The organism is Bacillus sp. J41TS8 (genome assembly GCF_018333035.1).
GTDB lineage: Bacteria > Bacillota > Bacilli > Bacillales > Bacillaceae > Bacillus > Bacillus paralicheniformis.
Genome location: NZ_BORF01000009.1, coordinates 1 through 19,617, shown reverse-complemented (window position 1 = coordinate 19,617; position 19,617 = coordinate 1). Strand labels below are relative to the sequence as shown.

Here is a 19,617-nt window from a genome sequence, read left to right as displayed (position 1 = left end):
CTCCTCTTACGAAAGCGGCAGTTCGATCCGGACCTTTCCATCCGTCAGCCGCAGCACATCATCAAGATCCTCTTCATTCATCAGCTCTTTTAATACAAAGCCGCCGCTGTCAATGGTGATCACGGCTTTTTCTGTAATCACCATGTCAACGCAGCCTTTTGCAGTCAGTGGCAGAGTGCAGTCGGCGACAAGTTTGGGGGCGCCGTTTTTATCGGTATGGCTCATCACGACAATGACTTTTTTCGCCTTTTGGGCAAGCTCCATCGCCCCTCCCATTCCAGGAACCTTTTTGCCGGGGACGATCCAGTTGGCCAGATCCCCTGACTGGCTGACCTGCAGAGAACCAAGAATCGTGACATCAATCGCGCCCTTTCTGATCATGCCGAACGACAGAGCCGAATCAAAATAAGAAGCGCCTTTTACTACGGTGACAGGCCAGCCTGCCGCATTGCAAAGATTCTCATCTTCCCTTCCTTTTTCAGGCGACTCGCCGATGCCGAGAAGCCCGTTTTCAGATTGGATCATAACGGAAGTGCCCGGATCTAGAAAATTGGGAACTAAAGACGGAATGCCGATGCCCAGATTGACAATCATTCCGCTTTTGATTTCGCGGGCCGCCCGTTTTGCAATTCTCTCCCGCTCTATGACTCCCAAACCCATTTCCAGTTCACCCCTTCCGTTTCAGCGACACCTTCGACAAAAACACCGGGTGTTACAATTTCTTCTTCATCCAGCTCTCCCAGGGGAACGATCCGCTCCACTTCGGCAAATGTCCGATCAGCAGCCATCGCCATAAGCGGGTTCATGTTACGCGCCGTTTTGTCGTAGATGATATTGCCGAATTCATCGGCGGTTTTCCCATAAATAAAAGCGTATTCCGCACTCAGCGCTTCTTCGGCAAGGTATGCACGACCATTCAAAGAAACGATCTTCTTTCCTTGACGCACCATGTCATTATCGATCCCAATATCGGTCAAAATGCCGCCAAGACCTGTGCCGCCCGCACGGATTCTTTCCGCGAGCGTCCCTTGCGGTGAAAATTCAACGGCGAGAAAACCGTCAGTCATTTGTTTTCCCGCAACGGGATTTGATCCGATATGGGAAGCGATCAGCCGCCTTACGCGGTTATTGACGATTAATGGCCCGATGCCGATGCCGGGAAAGCCTGCGTCATTGCATATGACCGTTAAATTTTTTACGCCTTTTTTCAAAATCGCACTGATGAAAGAAGGCGGTGAACCGACTCCCCCAAATCCGCCAAACATGACGGTCGCTTCGTCTTTCAAATCGGCAATCGCATCTTCAACAGCAATTCGTTTGTTCAGGACCGTCATCTTTCGCGTATCACCTTTTCTGCTTGTTTTTCAATCTCGTGTACGGCATGTTTAAATATATGAATAAGTTCTTCCAGCTCTTGATCCGATATCGTAAGGGGCGGCGCAATGATGACCGCATCTCCCCCGCCGCCGTCAATGCCCGCCTGGGACGGATAAAGAAGCAGGCCTCTTTTTTTCGCTTCGGAAATGACGAGAGCCGACACCGGCATTGATGAAGGAAATGTCTTTTTGCTTTTTCGATCGGCGACAAATTCAATCCCGATAAGAAGCCCCTTGCCCCGAACGTCGCCAATGATGCTCGACTGTTTCATGACTTCTTTCAGCATCTTTTTCAGCTTTTCCCCTTTTATCCTGGCTTGTTTGACAAGATCGTGCTTCAACATGTAGCGGAGAACGGTGAGCGCCGCACGGGTTGAAAAAGGGTTTGCGCTGTACGTATGTCCGCTCATGATGACTCCTGAGCCGTTTTTGACCGTTTCCATGATGTCATCGGATATGACAGCTGCGGCAATCGGTGAATACCCTGCGCTCATCCCCTTGCCGAGTACGGCAATATCCGGGGTCACACCCCAATGTTCAATCGCCAGCAACCGGCCGGTTCTTCCCATCCCACTCATGACTTCATCCGCAATAAAAAGAATTTCATTTTCTTCGCAAATCTTTTTTACTTTTTTGTAATAACCATCGGGCGCTGTTATGGCTGCTCCAGCAGCCCCGATGACGGGTTCGGCCACGAAGCCCGCGATAAACTGCTTGCCGATCCTTTTAATGGCGAGCTCGATTTCTTTCACGCACGCTTCCTGGCAGTCGGGATGAGAAAGCCGGCATCTGTAGCAGTTTGGCGCAGAAGCGGCGGGATACTTGTGCAGCATGTGCGTAAACCTGTAGCGGCGCTCATAAAATCCCGACAGCGACAGGGCCCCGTTTGTAATTCCGTGATAGCTGTTCCATCTTGAAAGGAAAATCGTTTTGTCGTTTTGTCCTTTTTCCTGCCAGTATTGAACGGCGATTTTCATGGCGGTTTCAACAGCTTCCGACCCGCTGTTGACAAAAAAAGACCAATTCAGATCACCCGGCAGCCATTCAGCAAGGAGTTCGGCAAGCTGTTCAGCCGGTTCACTCGTAAACTGTGAACGGTAGACAAATGAAACGGAATCAAGCTGCTCTTTGAGAGAATCAATCACTTCTTGTACACCGTGCCCGAGATTGCAGGTAACAGCCCCTGAACAACCGTCAAGGTACCGCTTTCCGGAATTGTCGACAATCCAGCTTCCTTTTGCATACTGAACGACCGGATAGTTTGCGTGCAAATCCGGCTTAATCAAAAATGACATGAAAACATCCCCCCTTCCCCAATGAGAGGTTTTTCTTTACATTATATGAATGGGGAAAAGGCGGCATTCTCTTTTCAAGCGGAAATGGTTGATTTCGGAGCGATCGCCGTTAGTTGTAAACAAAAAAAATAAAAGGACATGTCCTTTTATTTTTCCAGGCGCGCTTATTCACATTGACGTTTTGTCCTGCAAAGCAACTGTTTCCTTCGTCTGTTTTTCCCATAAATAAAATGATCTCATCATCGAAAACGCAGCGAACGGCGCGGGCAGTGCGACGATGAGAAATAAATATTCGGGACTGACGGCATCCGACAACATCCCCGCGGCCGCATAGCCGAGCGGCATAAAAGAGCTGTTGACCGCAAAAAAAGCGCCCAGCGACCTGCCCCTGTTTTCACCTTCCGTTACCCTTTGCAAGTAACCTTCAATATAAATGTTGACTACGCCGCTGATCATTCCGATGACGATCAAAATCGCGGCGCCGAGCACGACATGATCAATCCAGCCGAGAGGCGACAAAAGCAGGCCGAAAATCAGCATTAAAGCGGGCACAGCTGCTTTTGCGTGCTCCGGTTTTGCGATAAAGGACAAGAAAAGCGCTGCAGACAGTGTCCCGCACGCCCAAAATGATTGAAAAGCGCCGCCCAGCCAAGCCTGATCTTTTAATAATAGCGAAGTCCAAATGACGATATATATTGGAAAACCGCTGAATACAAGCTGCTGTATGCTCGTCCCATACAACAAATACTTGAGCGGCTTATTTTGAAACAAGCTCGTAAAACCGCTGAACAACTGTTTGTTTGTAAAAGGAATACGCTTTTGGCTGCCCCTTTTATCTTTGATTCTCCACTCCAAAAAGATGGACAGGAAGGAGAGGCTTCCGCACAGCACCCATAACCAGCCGAAATGCAGAAAGGAAAACAGAACCCCTGTGACAAGCGGAACGATCACTTGGATAAGCTGTGTGACCACTTCTTGAAATGCGATACCTTTTTCAATTTGTTCTTTTCTCAGTGTATCCGGCAAGAGCGATCTTGCAGCAGGTTCGATTGCGGTCAAACATGCCGATACAATCACCCTTGCAACCGCCAGTAACATCACTGAACTCATGCCTGACAGCGCCAAAAATCCGATTATTAAAAATACAGCTGAAATGATCATATCTGAAGCCGCAATCAATTTCCCCCTGTGAAACCTGTCGGAAAGCCAGCCTGTAAACGGCGATATCAAAATCGAGACAGTCAGCCCGATGCCGATCACGACGCTTCCCGAAAGAGCGCTTCCGGTTTCAGCTAAAGACCACCATACCAATGAATAATAAAAAAGAACCGAACTAAAGAGCGATAAAAATGTTCCAGACCACAGTCTGAAAAAGTCCCCTTTTATGACCCAAGCATATTTCAAAGTTACTCCCCCGTTTGTCCGATATTTCCACCTCGTATTATATTACATATATATGTAAAATTTTACAACAAAAACAAAAAACCTTCCGGATGGAAGGCTTTGTGAGCATGTCAAGCGACCGGGCGTCGGGCTTTTAGCTAGCAAATGAAAGCCGCACCGACAATGATGAGCAAAATAAAGAGGACAACGATGAGCACAAATGTGTTTCTGCCGTGAAACCCGTAGCCGTATCCTCCAGTAGGACAGCAATAATGGGAGTAATGCACAGGCTTATCATCCTTTCGTATAAAGTCTACACCCCAGCCTATGCAGGCCAAGTCCCAATTGGTATGTGCACCTGCCTACTTTATTCGAACAAATATTTAAATATCGTCGTGAGCTTTTCCTCCTGCTGAAAACCCAGCTTTTCATAAAACGTTTTCACCTGATCGCTTCCCGAAGTCACAAGATAGCACGATTCCATGCCAGATTGTTTGGCAGCGGCGAGCATCTGCTTGATAAGGCCCGATCCATAGCCTTTCCGCTGGTAAGGCTCCAAAATGGCGACTTCTTCGATTTTAGCAACGCTTTCATCCTGATCGAGATAAAGCTCGGCACATCCAATCGGTTCACCTTCTCCCGAGTAGCAGACACACAGCTGAATGATGCCTTCCTCGTAAAAAGGATACTTGCGCAGCAGCTTTTCTTTCGCAAACGCTTCATTGATCGACAACGAATCATAAGCCTGCATGATGCGGCAGCCGTCAATGAGCGATTTCTTCGTCCCCCATTCTGCCCGCACAGGAGAAACTCCTTTCCACTCTGCAAGCCGGATCGAATAAAACAATTCTTCATCAAGAATGTATCCAAGATCAAAGAGCGATTTTTTCATTGTGAAAGGAAGATCGCGGTTAAAAGAGCTTTTCACATGAATATAATTTCGTTTTAAAATATCGGGTACACGAACGAGCAGGGAGTACAGCTCTGTCAGCGGAAATTCGTCCTGCAGCTGCAGAAAGTGAGATGAAAACATTTGCGGGATCTGGTCATCTGTGTATATATGATAATGCGACTCAATTTTTTTGCTGCATGTCAGCATTAAATAACGGTCTTCTGTGATTGAAATGGATGTCACAACGGCTGCCTCTTTTCTCAAGATGTTCTATCATTATGTTTTTCGCTTTCAGAGCAGAAAATCCTCTAAAAAGATGACTCTTTGAAAGAAAGATCATCTGAACATGCCGTTCTTCTCAGCTTTCTTCTCAGGATTTCTTGCGTTCTTTCAAAGACGCGTTTCTTCCACATGATTCTTGTTTGTATTTCGAGGGATGTTAACGGATTTTTCGTAACAAATTTCAAATTTTTATTGTTTGCTGAGTATCCTCACGGCAGTCTTCATGCCGCTTTACTTTATCAATAGAAACTACTCGACTTTTTCGCTCGGAGTATGCAATTCCACATTCGGAGATAAAAAAGCCCTCTCTGCTTTGTGAGAGCAAAGAGGGCAGATCCTTGATAATTTATTGAGCGCCTTTAAGTCCTATTTTTCACGTTCAAACAGCTTGACATATTCGCCGTACCCTTCTTTTTCAAGGTCATCCTTCGGCACAAACCGGAGGGCTGCTGAATTGATGCAATAGCGCAGGCCGTCCGGTCCGGGTCCGTCCGGAAACACGTGTCCAAGATGGGAATCGGCAGACTTGCTTCTCACCTCAGTCCGAACCATGCCGTGTGAAGTGTCAAGTTTTTCTTCGATCTCCCCGGTATCGACCGGTTTTGTGAAGCTTGGCCAGCCGCAGTGTGCGTCAAATTTGTCAAGCGATGAAAACAGCGGTTTTCCCGACACGATATCGACATAGATTCCGTCTTCGCGCAGATCCCAGTATTCGTTTTGGAATGGAGGCTCCGTCCCGTTTTTCTGCGTCACTTCATACTGCGTCCGGGTCAGCTGCTTCAGCCGTTCTTCTTTATTGTTCGTCATGCTTTCGCCCCCAATGCTGTTGTAAAAATCCTTCTCTTCCGCTTCCGATCCGGTACTGTGTGTAGCGTTCAGGATGCTTTTTATGATAGTCCTGATGATATTCTTCAGCCGGATAAAATGGCCCGGCTTCCAGAATGTCGGTCGCGATCGGATCTTTAAAGATGCCGCTTTCTTCAAGCTTTTTCTTCGATTCCTCAGCGAGTTTCCGCTGCTTATTATTGTGGTAAAAAATCGCTGTCCGGTAAGACTCGCCGCGGTCTGCGAATTGTCCTCCGCTGTCAGTAGGATCGATTTGCTGCCAGTAGAGTTCCAGCAGTTTTTCGTATGGAAAGACATCGGGATCAAACGTGATTTGCACCGCTTCCCTATGTCCCGTTGTATTGCTGCAAACCTCTTCATAGGTCGGATTTTCCGTATGGCCGCCAGTATAGCCGGATTCGACTTTTATAATGCCCGGCTGTTCGTCAAAAGGCTTGACCATACACCAAAAGCAGCCTCCGGCAAATGTGGCGAGTTCTCGTTTTTCAGCCATCTGTTCTGCCTCCTTCTCTTCAACTTTTGTTGGGAACCATTATATCACAGCATGCTCATTTTTAAGCCCTCTCCCGCTCATCATAAAATCAGCCGCTGCCTAAAAAGAAAAAATGACAATAATATGTCATTGCCATCACCATATTTTAAGAAACAGCAGTATTCATCTACCATTGTCATGGACCGTTGTTCAATTGATGGTCAAATGAACTAAAAATCTTCTGAAACATACACTTGAAAAACGAAAATTATGGTATCATAGTGATATCATGTTCATGAAAAATAATATTCATGCTGATTCGGTCATTCCTTTTTTAAAAAAGCTGAAATTTGCTACTTATATGGAGGGGCGAAATTTTGAAAGTTAGAGAACAAATGATGTATGATATGGAAGCACTGCTTCGCACAGTATTTAAACAGATACGTGATGAAATAAATGAGCTGCTCGAAAAAGAGATGTCCCGCAATGAATTCATGATTCTCCGCCTGCTGAGCGAGCAAGGTCCGAAGAAAGTCACGGAGTTTGCAACGATTTTAGGCGTTTCTGCGAGCCATATTACAGCTGTAACCGATGCGTTGGTTGAAAAAGGCTGGATCACGAGAGTCCGGTCAAAAGAAGACAGACGGATCATCAAAATCCATCTGACAGACGCGGGAAAAGAGATTATCAGATATTTTGAAGAAAAGAAAACGGAATATTATTTCAAGCGGTTCAGCAGCTTCAGTGATGAAGAGCTGAAAACGCTGATTGAACTTTTCAGCAAATTGGACAAAAAACGGGAACAGCGCTAATCGGGTTTACATAAATTGGCCCGAATCTGTGCACCTTAAATTAAAAAAAGAGGTGTACTGACTTATGACAGCTCCTTATCTTTGTCCTAACTGCAAAACAAACCGAACACGGTTTAACTTAATCGAACAATCCCCGATATCCGTCAAGATTGATCCGGCAACAGGGGAGATCATGGAAACGTATTCAGATGAAGAGCTTTCTCCATTTCACCTGCCGTACAGCGGCCCTGCCATAAAAGTGCAGTGCGGCGCGTGCGGATTAATTGAAGATGAAAAGACGTTTATCAAACTTGCGGAATTCGATAAACGTACCTAACAAAGACAGGATAGATGGACATCGTTTCATCTATCCTTTTTCGTGCAGCTTAAAGTGATGTGCACACCCGGTTTCTCCCAAGGTGTTTAGCCCTGTATAAACATTGGTCGGCTTTTTCAATCAACTCGTCCGTACTGCGATTGACCTCCGGAAATGCCGCAACCCCAATCGAAACGGTAATATGAATCTTTTTAGAATGAGAAATTGAAAAAGTGTGTGTCTCCACTTCCTTGCGTATCCTTTCAGCGATCTCTGCGGCCTGCGAATGGGAACTGTTCGGCAATATGACCGAAAACTCTTCTCCGCCGTTTCTTGATACGATATCTTCCGCACGTGTTGTCTTTTTTAAAATCGTTCCCAGTTCTTTTAAAATCACGTCTCCGTTTGAATGTCCGTATGTATCATTAATCGTTTTGAAATAATCGATATCGATCATAAGCAAAGACAGTTTCTCGTTCTTCTCCATTGCGTTTGAAATTTGAGCATTCCATATCGCATCAAAATGGCGGACATTATTCAATCCCGTTAAATAATCAAGCGACGATTCCTCTTCATATTTTTTTAACAGAAAATGAGATTTTTTCAAATATGAGACGACGTATACTGATGTAAATCCGCCGATAGTAGATAAAATCCAGAACCATATCAATAAAATTTTCACTAAATGGAAATCATGGAGGAGCATCAAGATCACAATTGAAATCGCCACATTGGCAAAAATGACTAAAGCAAATGTCTTTCGATAAGTGTCAGCGTCTTTATCCATGGCCCTGAGGATGAGATAATATCCCATGAATATAACGATCATTCCTGTGAGCGCCGCAATCGATGATGTATTCCCCCCGTAAACAAATCTTCCTCCTATAATCAGCAGAGAACAAATAAAGGCCGGAAAGGCGCCCGTAAATAAAAACAAAATCATGACGGGCACATAACGCAAATCAACGATCGTTTCATCGGTTGCCTGGATCGAAAAGAACATGAGCACATTTCCGAGCAACCCTCCCATGACGCCGTCAATCCAATCAAGTTGTTTATTAGTCGCTTTTCGGGAAAAAATATTCCACTTTAGCTGAGTGTAAATAAAGAGCGAAGTGATTAAAATGCACAAATTCAAAAATAAATCGATTAAAAACATGACAAGCCCCCAACACCAAACTCATTTTATATTGTATATATCGTCAATTATTAAGACGTTAAAAGCATTTTTGTTTGTTTGCTTCAGATGCCCGGCAGGAGGCGCTTCCGGGGCTTGCCGCAGGAGCTTGCTTTCATTTTTCAAATAAAACGAGGTGCTTCCACTTCCCGTAGCGGTAATATAAAAACGCGGTCAGGCTGCTCAGCATAAAGCTCATTCCGATGCCAAGCGCTATGCCGTTTTCGCCAAGCCACTTTGAAAATAAGTATGTGAACGGATAGCGCAAAACCCAAAAAGAAATGACGTTCAGCACCAAAATTTGAAACATCGCGCCGGCTGCCCTTACAACACCGTTTAACACAAAGTTAATCCCAATAAACGGATAGAAAAAAGCAATCGTTTTTAAATACTCTTCCCCGAATGCGGCTGAATCGGCTTCCGAAATAAACAGCCTGACCGCATGATAGCCTGTCAGAAATATCGCGGTGCTGACAGCAGCCATAAACAGCAGGACATAAATGACGCCATAGTGAGCGATTTTTTTCGTACGCTCCATATCGCCGCTGCCGACGGTTTGGCCAGCCATACTGTTGACAGCCGTGCCGATGGCCATCGCCGGGAGAATCAGCAGGCTGTCAAGCCGCTGTACCGCGCCAAACCCTGACACGACACGTTCTCCAAATGAATTGACAACGCTCATAATCGCCATCGAGCCGCCTGAAATCACCATCATTTGCAAGCCGGCAGGCACTCCGAGCTTCAAAATGACGGATGTCTCTTCCAGTGACGGAAGCGCCGGCTTTGAAAATGGAACAAGCCGCTTTCTCACCGTATAGACCACACCGTAAATGAAAGCAATCCCTTGAGAAACGACGGTTGCATAGGCTGCTCCGGCAATTCCGAGGTTGAATACCGAGATAAACAGCGGATCCATGAACAGGTTCAGGATGACGGCCAAGAGGACGAAACGCAAAGGTGTTTGACTGTCGCCGACCGCCCTTAACACGGTACTGATGAAATTATAGCCGAATAAAAATATAATCCCGATGAAATGAATGCTCAAATAGCTTACAGCCAAATCCATCATATTGCCGGGCGTTTGAAGAAGCGAAAGCAGAGGCTCTGTGAAAAAATAGCCGATAACCCCGAGCACTACGCTCATCGCCGTCATCAGAACGACAAACGCGTTGACATATGAAGCAAGTCCCTTCTGATCCCCTTTTCCTTTTTGCTGCGCAAGAATCGTCAGTGCCGCATTGTTGACGCCTAATACGAACGATAACACCGTAAAGAAAACCGTCCCTGAGACGGCCGCAGCACCGAGAGCTTTTGCTCCGAGCAGATTTCCGACCCACAAGCTGTCAACGAATTGAAATGAAATCTGCAAAAGATTGGCTAAAATGATCGGGCCGGAAAAAAAGACCAGCTGTTTAAACACATTTCCGTATGTAAAATCCGTTTTCATTGTCTACTCCTTTTCATCTGCCGTCTTGATCGCGATGTGACCAATGGCTTCGCAGCCTCATATGATGTCAGAAAGCATGCAAAGGGGCGTGACAAGATGTTCTCTACAGATCATGATGCCCGTCAAATGGCGGAAGGTTTTCGGTGGAACTGCTACCATCTTCCGCCTGCAGAGGCGCCCTTTTATTTTCGAAACAGCGGAAAAGCAGCGATGATCAGACTGCTCCATGCGGCTCCTCACACCGACAATCTCGACGTATTCGTAAACGGAATCTCCGTTTTTCAAAACATCTCCTATACAGATTTATCTTCTTATGTCCGGTTTCCTGCCGGCCGTATTCAAATCGATGTTTTCCAAAGAGGCAGGGCGCACGGTCCAATGCTGACGGTACAGTATCACCTGATCCACGGCGGGTACTGCACGGTTGCCGTTACTGGTACAGCCGCAAAGCTCGTTCCCGTCGGAATGTATGACCGGCCTGCGGCTGATCCGGAAAGCCGCAGCATCCGATGTGTCCATTTATCGCCGGACTCTCCCGCTCTTGACTTTGCAGTGCAAAACGGACCTGTCCTGTTTTCCGGTGTCCCCTTTCAAACGGTCACCCGGTACATCGAGGTGCGTTCACAGAAAATCGACATGGAGCTAAAGGCCGCCGGTTCAACAGCGGTCTTGCTGAAGGTCCCGAAAATCACGCTTCACGCAGGGGAATCCGCAACTTTGTATGGCCTCGGTTTCGTCAACGGCTCCCCTTCTCTCACCATAAAAGCGGCGCCGTTTCCTGCCAAAGCTCCGCCTTCATAGCGAAAAAAAAGAGACCTGATGTCTCTTTTACAGTCTGCTGAAGCATGGACAACAAAATCCTAAAACGGTCTCATGTTTTAGGATTTTGCCGGCAATTATTGATTGTGATGGTCACGTTTTTTCGCATCTAGGGTAAAGATCATAACGCTTAAAAACAACGCACAATACCCGATGTTCAAATACATTTTGTCCATGTTTTCATCGATGAAACTGAAGGCGGCGAGACCGCCGAAGTACAGCGAAAACAACATAGACAGCAAGCTGAAATATGTGTAGATACGTTCCATATGTTCACCCCTGTAAATCCCGCTGCACGATCTATGAATCTGTTTGTGCAGGCTGATAATAAACAAATTCGATTTGATCTTTTTCTAAATCAATGTCTTTTGCTTTCACATACATGCCGTTTTTAAGCGGCATCTCTGACAGACGGACTTGAATTTCTTTAGCGTCCGAACGAACGTGTACAAAATCAGGAAGATCATAAAATTGATCCATGTAGTTCAGCACCATCGATATCGGAACATTTAACTTGCCGATCGAAAATCTCGTCACGTCAAGAACCACATCTCCGTTTTTTTCCACTGTCGGCCGAAAAGACACCTTCGCATCGACTGTCGAGGAAAAGGCGCGGATCGCACCGACGATGTGGAATTCATCATCGATTTCGATTTGATAGTCAAGATCCGGCGAAGACTCCTTTTCCAAATACGTGTTGATGAATGCGGCCAATGACTCTTTCGTGCTCGTCACGTTCAATTGGTATTCGCTCGGAGTCGGCCGTGACGGTTCCTTTTGACCGCCGGGCATGAATACGAGAATGAAAATCCCGGCAAGTATGATGACGTTGACTGCTGCTAAAATTAAAAATAAGCTCTTCCATTTCTTCATTTTTTCACCTTATTCTGCTGAGGGGTCTTCGTTTTTAATTTGTTCGTAAACGCGTTTCGCTATTAAAGAATACCCGTATTGATTAGGATGAAACTCATCTTTTGCAATCTTCTTTTCATCGCTGTTTTCCTCAAAAATATCAGCGATATCCGCCATTTTCGTATTGGAGACCTTTTTCAGGCTCTTTTCTGCGCCTTCATTCCATTCGTCTACGACTTGGTCAATTTCCCTCAGTTCAGACAGCGTAAACTTAAATGGATTATACATGCTGACATAAATCAATTCAGCGCTGGCGTTTTGCTCTCTGATTTCCGCTAAAATATTCGAAAACCGCTTTTCAAACAGTTTTTGTTCAGCGCGGAAAGGTGTGAGCGTTAAGTGCGCGAAGTTTTGGCGGACGACTTTCATCAGGTCGTTGCCCCCGATTGTAAATAAAATGTAGTCTGCATCTTTCAGGCCCTCTTGTACTTCTTTTTCTTTTAATCTTTCAAGCAGCTGATCAGTCCGGGAACCTTTAACGGCATAATTTTTGACCGTTACGGACTTCACATCGCTCCGGCTTTCAAGCTCGTCGGCCACGATGCCGACATAGCCTTTCTTTTCTTGATCGCCTACCCCCTCTGTCAGAGAATCGCCCACTGCTGCAATCACGATATCGCGCTTAGGGGAGACCGATGTTTTTTCAACGCCCGCATTCCATTCCGTACAGGCTGAAAGCAGACAGACGAGGGCCATCATGGCTGTTATAAACCGTATGTTCAATGATGATGCCCCTTCCTTCTAGATAACCTAAAAAAAAGTGTACCATGTTTTGATTCTTTTGAAAATGATTTGACAAGTGTAAAAAAAAGCCTGTTTTCCGGTGGTCAGGAAACAGGCTTTTAGCGGCAGGCCGCCCGTTTTTATCAACGGTTTTCCAGCGTCTTAATATCGGCGATGATTTCATCGTACGGCGTATCTTTTGCACCGTCATAATCCTTGACGACTTTGCCGTTTTGATCGACTAGATAAAATGACGATTGGTGAATCACCTGATCCTCATCTTCAGGTTTTTTCACGATTGCTTTAAAGCTTTTCAGTGCAAATTTTTCGATTTCCTCCTGCGAGTATCCGGTTAAAAAATCCCAGTTTTGAAAATTGAGCGGATAGTTGGCCGCAAATTTCTTCAATTTTTCTGGCGTATCATTTTCGGGGTCAACACTGAATGAGACGATGCGGGCCTGCAGGTTTTCCTCTTCCATTCGTTTTTGCAGTTCAGCCATATGTGAAGTCATCGGCGGGCAGATCGTTTTACAGTTCGTAAATATAAAGTCGGCCACCCACACCTGGCCTTTTAAACTTTCAAGAGACACGGTTTTCCCGTCTTGATTTTGAAAAGAAAAAGATTGTACGTCATAGTTTAAAGAATTTTCAATCTTGCTAGTTCCGCAGGACGAAAGAAACACTGTGAGTATACCTGCAAGGACAATGCCAAAAACGTTTTTCAATCCTTCCATCCCCTTTTTCAATCGGTGTAAAAGGTAAAACCGATCGCTCCTTTTCCGGTATGAACAGAGATAATCGGCGTTGTGTACGCAATATCAATATCGATTCCCGGAATATGTTCAAGCAAAGAGTCTTTCAGCCGATGGGCGAGGTCGAGTGCATCGGCATGGGCGATTCCGATCGCCTGCACCGTCCTTCCCTTCACCGCGGAAAGAAATTGACCAGTTAAATAACGGATAAGCTGACTGCTGCTCCTGACATTTTTTTCAGGCGTATAGATTCCGTCCTCAAGCCTTGCAATCGGCTTAACCTTGAGCAATGAGCCGATCAGCGCTTTTCCTCGCCCGATGCGGCCGCCTTTGATCAAGTTATCAAAATGATCAATTGTCACGTAGAGAGATGTCCGGTCGCGCAAGTTCTCCAGGTCTTTTACAATCGCTTCAGCCGTCATGCCCTCTTCGGCCAGCAAGGCGGCCCGCAAGACCTGAAAGCCGAGCCCTTTTGAAATATACATGGAATCAATCACCGTAATATTCCCGTCGACCATGTTTGAAGCGCTTACAGCCGTCTGGTATGTCCCGCTCAATTGGCTTGAGAGATGGATGCTGATCACTTCGCTTCCGTCAGCAGTCAGCTCTTCATACAGTTCGATAAAAGCGCCTAAAGGCGGCTGTGAACTTTTCGGGAGTTCTGCGGCGCTCTCCATTTTCTCAATAAATTCGTCCGGCTGAATATCGAACCTGTCTCTGTAAACAATGCCGTCGATTGATATCGAAAGCGGGAGCACAGAAATATGATATTCTCTGAGCAGTTCTTCGCTCAAGTCAGCTGTTGAGTCCGTTACAATTTTAATGCTTGGCAATTCCCTTCACATCCTGTCGGTTCAAATGGTGAATTTCCTAGTGAGGTCAAATCGGCATGAAAAATTCTTTGCCGGCCGAATGCCGTCTCCCGCCCTTTTCCAAGCGGATTTGGCTGTCTTCATGGGCCGGCAAAGAATGCGATCAATTCTTATGCATTATGCTTCAATTCTTCCTCTTGATAAATGGCGAGGTAATCCTGCCATTTCAATGCTCTCTTTAAGTAGTCCCTAAAGGAGTAGACGTTTTTTTTCCGCTTTGAGCAATAGAGCGTCTTTAAAAAGATGTCGAGCCTCAGACTGGCCATAAAAAAATGCGGGTCGTCCTCCTTCAGCACGGGTATTTCCGTCACCTTCACCTTCTGTCCATCCGAACGTTTGAACTCCAGGCTTTTAAGTAACAAGCTATCAATCCTCATTTATGAGATATTTTCTTTATTATACATAATCTCAGGAGCCGTTGTCTGTGATTTATGCGCGTTTTCAAAAAAATTTCTTAAATCAGCAAATGAAAGAGCCCTTCATCTTTATTCACTTCGACATAGCGGAAGCCTTTCCGATCCATTCTCGCAATCAGCGGCTCGTAGTCTTCGCGCTGCTTCAATTCGATGCCGACGAGCGCAGGGCCGCTGCTTTTATTGTTTTTTTTCGTATATTCAAAACGGGTGATATCATCGGTCGGCCCGAGCACTTCATCTAAAAATTCGCGCAAAGCTCCCGCCCTTTGCGGGAAGTTCACGATGAAATAATGCTGGAGTCCTTCATACATCATCGATCTGTCTTTGATTTCCTGCATTCTGCCGATGTCGTTGTTTCCTCCGCTTACTATGCATACGACATTTTTCCCTTTAATTTCTTCCCTGTAAAGGTCTAAAGCGGCGATCGGCAGCGCTCCCGCAGGCTCGGCGACAATCGCGCATTGGTTGTACAGCTCAAGAATCGCGGTGCATACCTTTCCTTCGGGAACGAGCAAAATATCATCTACAACGGTTTCAAGCGTTTTAAATGTCTCCTCGCCGATTTTTTGCACGGCGGCTCCGTCTACAAATTTATCGATTTTCTCGAGGGTGACGACTTCGCCTTTTTTGTTTGATTCAAATAGAGCCGGCGCGCCTTTGGGCTCAACCGCGATCAGCTTTGTATCCGGGGACACGTTTTTCATGTAGGTTCCCACTCCTGAAAGCAGACCGCCTCCGCCTACGCTTGCGAATAAATAATGGGGTTCTGTTTCGATATCGTTTAAGATTTCGACCGCAACCGTTCCCTGGCCGGCCATGACGGCAGAATCGTCAAACGGGTGGATAAATGCCCGTTTTTCTTCCTCGCAGCAGGCGACTGCGCTTTGATACGCATCATCGAACGTGTCGCCTGTCAGGATGATCTCGACGTATTCCTTGCCGAACAATTCGACTTGAGAAATTTTCTGCCTCGGAGTCGTCGACGGCATAAAAATCTTTCCGTGAATACCGAGATGTTTACAGGAAAAAGCGACCCCCTGCGCATGGTTTCCTGCACTGGCGCAGACGACCCCGTTTTTCGTCGTTTCTTTTGAAAGCTGCTTCATTTTATAATAGGCGCCTCTCAGTTTAAAAGAGCGGACAACCTGCAGGTCTTCTCTTTTTAAATATACGTTGCAATCGTACCTCTCGGAGAGCCTCTCATTTTTTTGGAGGGGGGTATGAATGACAACATCTTTTACATTTTGATGGGCTTTTAAAATGTCTTTGACTTGGATGAGAGAGTTTTCTTTAAGCAACGGTTTCATGTATAAGATCCTTTCTGTATAAAGCTTTATTTAATACGCCATTATATCATGAATATTCAAAATTTAAAGGGCAATTCTTTGTTATTTACAGAATATTATACACTTTCTCAATATATACGGCGTTCTTTTTGATTGTTAATGTGCAGGCAAATACACTTTTTTTCAAAAAACTCTTTATTTGTTCTAATTGGGTGTTATAATAGAACCAATTGGAACCAAAAGGAGACCCGCCATGATTAAACACACGTATCCATCCGTAGAGTTCTCCGAGCTGATCGGGGAATGCGATTCCTTTTTGCAAACGAAAAACAGAGCGATACAATTTGCAGCCTCTTCCCATCCGATTCTGATTCATGGAGAAACAGGCACAGGCAAAGAGCTGTTCGCCAAAGCCATTCATTCCGGATCATCTTTCAAGCATGATCCCTTCACACACGTAAGCTGCAGCACGCTGAATGAAGATGATGCGGCTGAAGACTTTTTTCTTTCAGAGATGAATGAATCCGGCACCTTGTTTCTCGACGAAGTGTGGGGGCTTTCCTTGCCTCTTCAGGGCAAGCTTTTGGCAGCCATTGAAAAAGGGATGCCAAAAAGACTGATCGCCACCTCAAGCGTGCCGCTCGGTGAACGGATTGAAAACAGCGAATTCCGCAAGGATTTGTACTACAGGCTCAATGTGCTCGACCTTCCGCTACCACCCCTTGCTGAACGGCGAAGCGACATCCCCCTTCTTGTGCATCATTTTGTAAAAAGCGGGGATCATGACATATATGTCGAACCGGTCGTTTGGAAGGCTTTAGAGCAGCATGAGTTTGAGGGGAACGTCAGAGAACTCAAAAACATGACGGATTATATGAAAACCGTCTCAGACGGGAAAACGATTCAGCTTTACGACACTCCGCCGGCGTTAAGAGAACAAATCGAAAAGAAGAAGCCAAAAGATAAAAAAACGGCTTCAACATCACTGACTTTAATGGAAAAAGAGGAGTTTGCGTTTTTGCTCGATGCAGTCAAACAATTAAATGAAAAAGGAGAGCCTGCCAGCCGCAGGGTTCTGTCTGAACTGAGCAAAAACGGCAAGTCGGAGCTTACCCCCCAGCAAGTGCGCAGCAGATTGGATTATTTAGAAAAAAGAGAGTTTATTACAAAGGGCCGCGGAAGAGCCGGGACAAAAATCACGCTTGAAGGCCTCCGCTTTTTAAGCTCTTTAAAGCATCACATTATTCAAGATTAGAAAGGGTGTCTTGGTATGTACACGATTAAAGAAGAAATTGCGAATGCAATAACCCATGGACTCGGCGTTCTCCTCTCCATACCCGCCATCGTATTTTTGGTGATATTTGCGATCCGCTACGGAAGTCCGGTGGATGTTGTCAGCTTTTCGATTTTCGGCGCTTCCATGCTGTTCCTGTATTTAAGTTCGACCCTTCTGCACAGCATTCAGCACAAAAAAACGAAAGATATTCTTGAGATCATCGATCACTCAGCCATCTATGTACTGATTGCGGGTACATACACACCGCTGCTCCTCGGACCTTTGAAAGGCGCGCTCGGCTATACAATGCTTGCGGTTGTCTGGGGGCTTGCGATTGGCGGAGTTGTATTTAAAATCTTTTTTGTGAAACGGTTTATCGTGGTCAGCACGCTGGTGTATCTCGTGATGGGCTGGATGGCGATCATTGCGATCAAGCCGCTTTATACGGCCTTGACCGGAGAAGGATTCGCCCTGCTGCTCTTAGGGGGAATATTGTATTCCGTCGGAACGATCTTTTATTTATGGAGAAAGATCCCGTATCATCATGCGATTTGGCACACTTTCGTACTCGGCGGCAGCGCCTCCATGTTTTTCTGCGTGCTTTTCTACGTGGCAAAGGTGCCGTTTGTATCATAAACGGCGAAAACCAGGCTTCCTTTACGGGAGCCTGGTTTTTTTATGCCTGAAGCTGTTTGTTTTCGGTCAGGACGTAAGCCTGGTGGATCGTCAAGTCGATATCAGCAGGCCTCAGCCTCTTGAACAACTTGCCTTTCTTCATGTCTTCCGTACCGGCTGTTTCGACTGCAACGATCGGAATGCCGAGCCTTTTGGATAAAGATTTGTAATCGAGCCCGTCATCTTCAGACAGAATAAAGCTTTGGCCTTTCCTGATGATCTCTTCCACTTTTTCAAGTGATGCTTCCTTGTCGGCGCTTTTTTTGACCGCGGCCATTTTATTGAGCCAGCCGCTGAGCAACGGATAACGAAAGGCGCGCGGATCAGCAAAAAACGAAGCCGTTTTATCAAGGTGTCCGAGCAGCACGGCGAGCTCTGACAGGCCGAGCTTTGGATGCACGTAAAGGACGGGCCCCGCCGGGGATCTTCCGTTCTGATGGATGGAAACGGTCGAACCGGTTAAGCCGATGCACCCCCGCAAAAAAGCTTTCGGCTTATCAAAGACAGCTTCCATCTGATTGGCATACGAAAGGCGCGGGTCAAGTGTCTGCAGCGCCTGCAGGAGCTTGATATGCTTGATGAACATATAGGCTGAATAAACCCATAAAAAACAATAGCGAAACATGAAAAACCCTCTCCTCTATCCTTTTCTTTGATAAACGAGGAATTCGTAGTCATAAGGATTTTTGTCATCTTTCAGGCCTTTCCGCCTCGAAACGATTTCCCATTCGGCTTCGCTGAATTCAGGGAAATACCGGTCCCCTTCAAAGGTTTCATCGATTTTTGTCACATACAGCTTGTCCGCAAAAGGCAGAATCTCCGCGTACAGTGTTGAACCGCCGATGACAAAACATTCTTCATTTTTGTTTTTCGCAAACCGCACCGCTTCTTCTGTCGAGTGCATCACCTGACAATTCGGGATATCCAGTTCTTTATTGGATGTGACGATGATGTTCTCCCGGTGAGGCAAAGGTCTGCCGATGGATTCAAACGTCTTTCTCCCCATGATTACGGCGTGTCCTTTCGTCACCTCTTTAAAATACTTCAAATCCTGCGGCAGATGCCATGGCAGATCATTATCTTTGCCGATCAGGCGGTTTCTGTCCATGGCGGTAATCAATGAAATCATTAATTTAAAGCCCCCTTATGATGTTTGTAGCGAAATAAAGCCGGATGATGCTCATCTCTTTGTGTGATCATCTGTGAACATGATGCATGTAGATGGAGGTTAAAGCTGTGATGAGAGGAAACCTTTCTTTCTTCGAGGTTTTCATTCTGATCAGGCCGCCCGAATGCATTGGTGTCATTCCCCGTTTTGTTCAATTCCGGTTCTCTAACATATGACGGCATATATCCGCATGATGTTTCATTTTTTTCATCCTTTTGTAGTGTATCTTGTTTAACCTTTCGAAAACAAGATATTTTTCGAGAAAAGGTTTAAAATATGCGGCATAAAAAAGTCCCCGCCTGATGGCGGGGACGCAGACCGTTGACAAAATAGGTCGAATTTTTATAATCCGGCCTATTTTTGTCCAATTTATTCTGTTTTTTCGATGAGAGTTCTGGCGATGAGGACCTTTCCAAGTCCAATTCGCCAGCTTTTTGAGAT

General features: G+C 45.8%; 24 protein-coding genes. 5 read left to right on the top strand and 19 right to left on the bottom strand.

From position 1 onward, the window contains the following. Window positions 1-6 precede the first annotated feature (6 nt). The 8 genes from KI350_RS13245 to msrA form a co-directional block, all read right to left on the bottom strand. The gene (locus KI350_RS13245) at window positions 7-660 is read right to left on the bottom strand and encodes a 3-oxoacid CoA-transferase subunit B (protein ID WP_020451854.1); all 654 of its coding nucleotides are present in this window, start codon (window positions 658-660) and stop codon (window positions 7-9) included. After that, window positions 642-1,334, bottom strand: a complete 693-nt coding sequence (locus KI350_RS13240) for a CoA transferase subunit A (protein ID WP_020451855.1) — start codon at window positions 1,332-1,334, stop codon at window positions 642-644. Before KI350_RS13240 ends, KI350_RS13245 begins: the two co-directional genes overlap by 19 nt. After that, complete coding sequence (locus KI350_RS13235) at window positions 1,331-2,671, bottom strand: aspartate aminotransferase family protein (protein ID WP_065643842.1); 1,341 nt, start codon at window positions 2,669-2,671, stop codon at window positions 1,331-1,333. Before KI350_RS13235 ends, KI350_RS13240 begins: the two co-directional genes overlap by 4 nt. A 168-nt stretch (window positions 2,672-2,839) precedes the next feature. Then, window positions 2,840-4,075 (bottom strand): MFS transporter, encoded by a 1,236-nt coding sequence (locus tag KI350_RS13230; protein WP_065643841.1) that lies wholly within the window; start codon window positions 4,073-4,075, stop codon window positions 2,840-2,842. Between the two features lie 137 nt (window positions 4,076-4,212). Beyond that, a complete protein-coding gene (locus KI350_RS13225; RefSeq protein ID WP_003182774.1) occupies window positions 4,213-4,341 on the bottom strand; it encodes a YjcZ family sporulation protein in 129 nt (42 codons plus the stop codon). Window positions 4,342-4,421: 80 nt separating this feature from the next. Next, entirely contained in the window at window positions 4,422-5,189 is a 768-nt protein-coding gene (locus tag KI350_RS13220; RefSeq protein WP_081303514.1) for a GNAT family N-acetyltransferase, read from the bottom strand. A gap of 405 nt (window positions 5,190-5,594) precedes the next feature. Further along, window positions 5,595-6,035, bottom strand: coding sequence for a peptide-methionine (R)-S-oxide reductase MsrB (msrB, locus tag KI350_RS13215; RefSeq protein WP_065643840.1), 441 nt, complete (start codon window positions 6,033-6,035; stop codon window positions 5,595-5,597). Further along, window positions 6,022-6,567 (bottom strand): peptide-methionine (S)-S-oxide reductase MsrA, encoded by a 546-nt coding sequence (gene msrA, locus KI350_RS13210; RefSeq protein WP_065643839.1) that lies wholly within the window; start codon window positions 6,565-6,567, stop codon window positions 6,022-6,024. Before msrA ends, msrB begins: the two co-directional genes overlap by 14 nt. A gap of 356 nt (window positions 6,568-6,923) precedes the next feature. Here msrA and KI350_RS13205 point away from each other — a divergent pair, with 356 nt between their 5' ends. Both KI350_RS13205 and KI350_RS13200 read left to right on the top strand, forming a co-directional pair. Beyond that, entirely contained in the window at window positions 6,924-7,358 is a 435-nt protein-coding gene (locus KI350_RS13205) for a MarR family transcriptional regulator (protein WP_020451863.1), read from the top strand. A 64-nt stretch (window positions 7,359-7,422) separates the two neighbouring features. Continuing rightward, complete coding sequence (locus tag KI350_RS13200) at window positions 7,423-7,674, top strand: DNA alkylation repair protein (protein WP_065643838.1); 252 nt, start codon at window positions 7,423-7,425, stop codon at window positions 7,672-7,674. 49 nt (window positions 7,675-7,723) lie between these two features. Here the strand turns inward: KI350_RS13200 and KI350_RS13195 are convergent, their stop codons facing one another. Both KI350_RS13195 and KI350_RS13190 read right to left on the bottom strand, forming a co-directional pair. Continuing rightward, the gene (locus tag KI350_RS13195; RefSeq protein WP_065643837.1) at window positions 7,724-8,812 is read right to left on the bottom strand and encodes a diguanylate cyclase; all 1,089 of its coding nucleotides are present in this window, start codon (window positions 8,810-8,812) and stop codon (window positions 7,724-7,726) included. Window positions 8,813-8,945: 133 nt separating this feature from the next. After that, the gene (locus KI350_RS13190) at window positions 8,946-10,277 is read right to left on the bottom strand and encodes an MATE family efflux transporter (protein WP_065643836.1); all 1,332 of its coding nucleotides are present in this window, start codon (window positions 10,275-10,277) and stop codon (window positions 8,946-8,948) included. Between the two features lie 96 nt (window positions 10,278-10,373). On the opposite strand from KI350_RS13190, the gene KI350_RS13185 reads away from it, so the two are divergent. Next, entirely contained in the window at window positions 10,374-11,078 is a 705-nt protein-coding gene (locus KI350_RS13185; RefSeq protein ID WP_065643835.1) for a DUF4397 domain-containing protein, read from the top strand. A 95-nt stretch (window positions 11,079-11,173) separates the two neighbouring features. On the opposite strand, the gene ypmT is transcribed toward KI350_RS13185, so the two are convergent. The 7 genes from ypmT to ilvA form a co-directional block, all read right to left on the bottom strand. Next, entirely contained in the window at window positions 11,174-11,365 is a 192-nt protein-coding gene (ypmT, locus tag KI350_RS13180; protein WP_065643834.1) for a protein YpmT, read from the bottom strand. Window positions 11,366-11,396: 31 nt separating this feature from the next. Beyond that, window positions 11,397-11,969, bottom strand: a complete 573-nt coding sequence (locus KI350_RS13175) for a YpmS family protein (RefSeq protein ID WP_065643833.1) — start codon at window positions 11,967-11,969, stop codon at window positions 11,397-11,399. A gap of 9 nt (window positions 11,970-11,978) precedes the next feature. After that, a complete protein-coding gene (locus tag KI350_RS13170) occupies window positions 11,979-12,731 on the bottom strand; it encodes an SGNH/GDSL hydrolase family protein (RefSeq protein ID WP_065643832.1) in 753 nt (250 codons plus the stop codon). Between the two features lie 143 nt (window positions 12,732-12,874). Further along, the gene (locus KI350_RS13165; protein WP_065643902.1) at window positions 12,875-13,465 is read right to left on the bottom strand and encodes an SCO family protein; all 591 of its coding nucleotides are present in this window, start codon (window positions 13,463-13,465) and stop codon (window positions 12,875-12,877) included. An 8-nt stretch (window positions 13,466-13,473) separates the two neighbouring features. Further along, window positions 13,474-14,316: a DegV family protein gene (locus KI350_RS13160; RefSeq protein ID WP_065643831.1), complete on the bottom strand. Its 843-nt coding sequence runs from the start codon at window positions 14,314-14,316 to the stop codon at window positions 13,474-13,476. A 149-nt stretch (window positions 14,317-14,465) separates the two neighbouring features. Then, entirely contained in the window at window positions 14,466-14,717 is a 252-nt protein-coding gene (locus tag KI350_RS13155; RefSeq protein WP_065643830.1) for a YpmP family protein, read from the bottom strand. 92 nt (window positions 14,718-14,809) lie between these two features. Further along, window positions 14,810-16,078: a threonine ammonia-lyase IlvA gene (gene ilvA / locus KI350_RS13150; protein ID WP_065643829.1), complete on the bottom strand. Its 1,269-nt coding sequence runs from the start codon at window positions 16,076-16,078 to the stop codon at window positions 14,810-14,812. A 232-nt stretch (window positions 16,079-16,310) separates the two neighbouring features. Here ilvA and KI350_RS13145 point away from each other — a divergent pair, with 232 nt between their 5' ends. Next, window positions 16,311-17,312: a sigma 54-interacting transcriptional regulator gene (locus KI350_RS13145; RefSeq protein WP_065643828.1), complete on the top strand. Its 1,002-nt coding sequence runs from the start codon at window positions 16,311-16,313 to the stop codon at window positions 17,310-17,312. Window positions 17,313-17,327: 15 nt separating this feature from the next. Next, complete coding sequence (trhA, locus tag KI350_RS13140; RefSeq protein WP_065643827.1) at window positions 17,328-17,969, top strand: PAQR family membrane homeostasis protein TrhA; 642 nt, start codon at window positions 17,328-17,330, stop codon at window positions 17,967-17,969. Between the two features lie 40 nt (window positions 17,970-18,009). Here trhA and KI350_RS13135 read toward each other — a convergent pair whose 3' ends face one another. Together KI350_RS13135 and KI350_RS13130 are read right to left on the bottom strand one after the other, a co-directional pair. Beyond that, the gene (locus tag KI350_RS13135; RefSeq protein ID WP_065643826.1) at window positions 18,010-18,633 is read right to left on the bottom strand and encodes a hypothetical protein; all 624 of its coding nucleotides are present in this window, start codon (window positions 18,631-18,633) and stop codon (window positions 18,010-18,012) included. Window positions 18,634-18,648: 15 nt separating this feature from the next. Then, a complete protein-coding gene (locus KI350_RS13130) occupies window positions 18,649-19,137 on the bottom strand; it encodes a dihydrofolate reductase (protein WP_065643825.1) in 489 nt (162 codons plus the stop codon). Window positions 19,138-19,617: the final 480 nt, after the last annotated feature.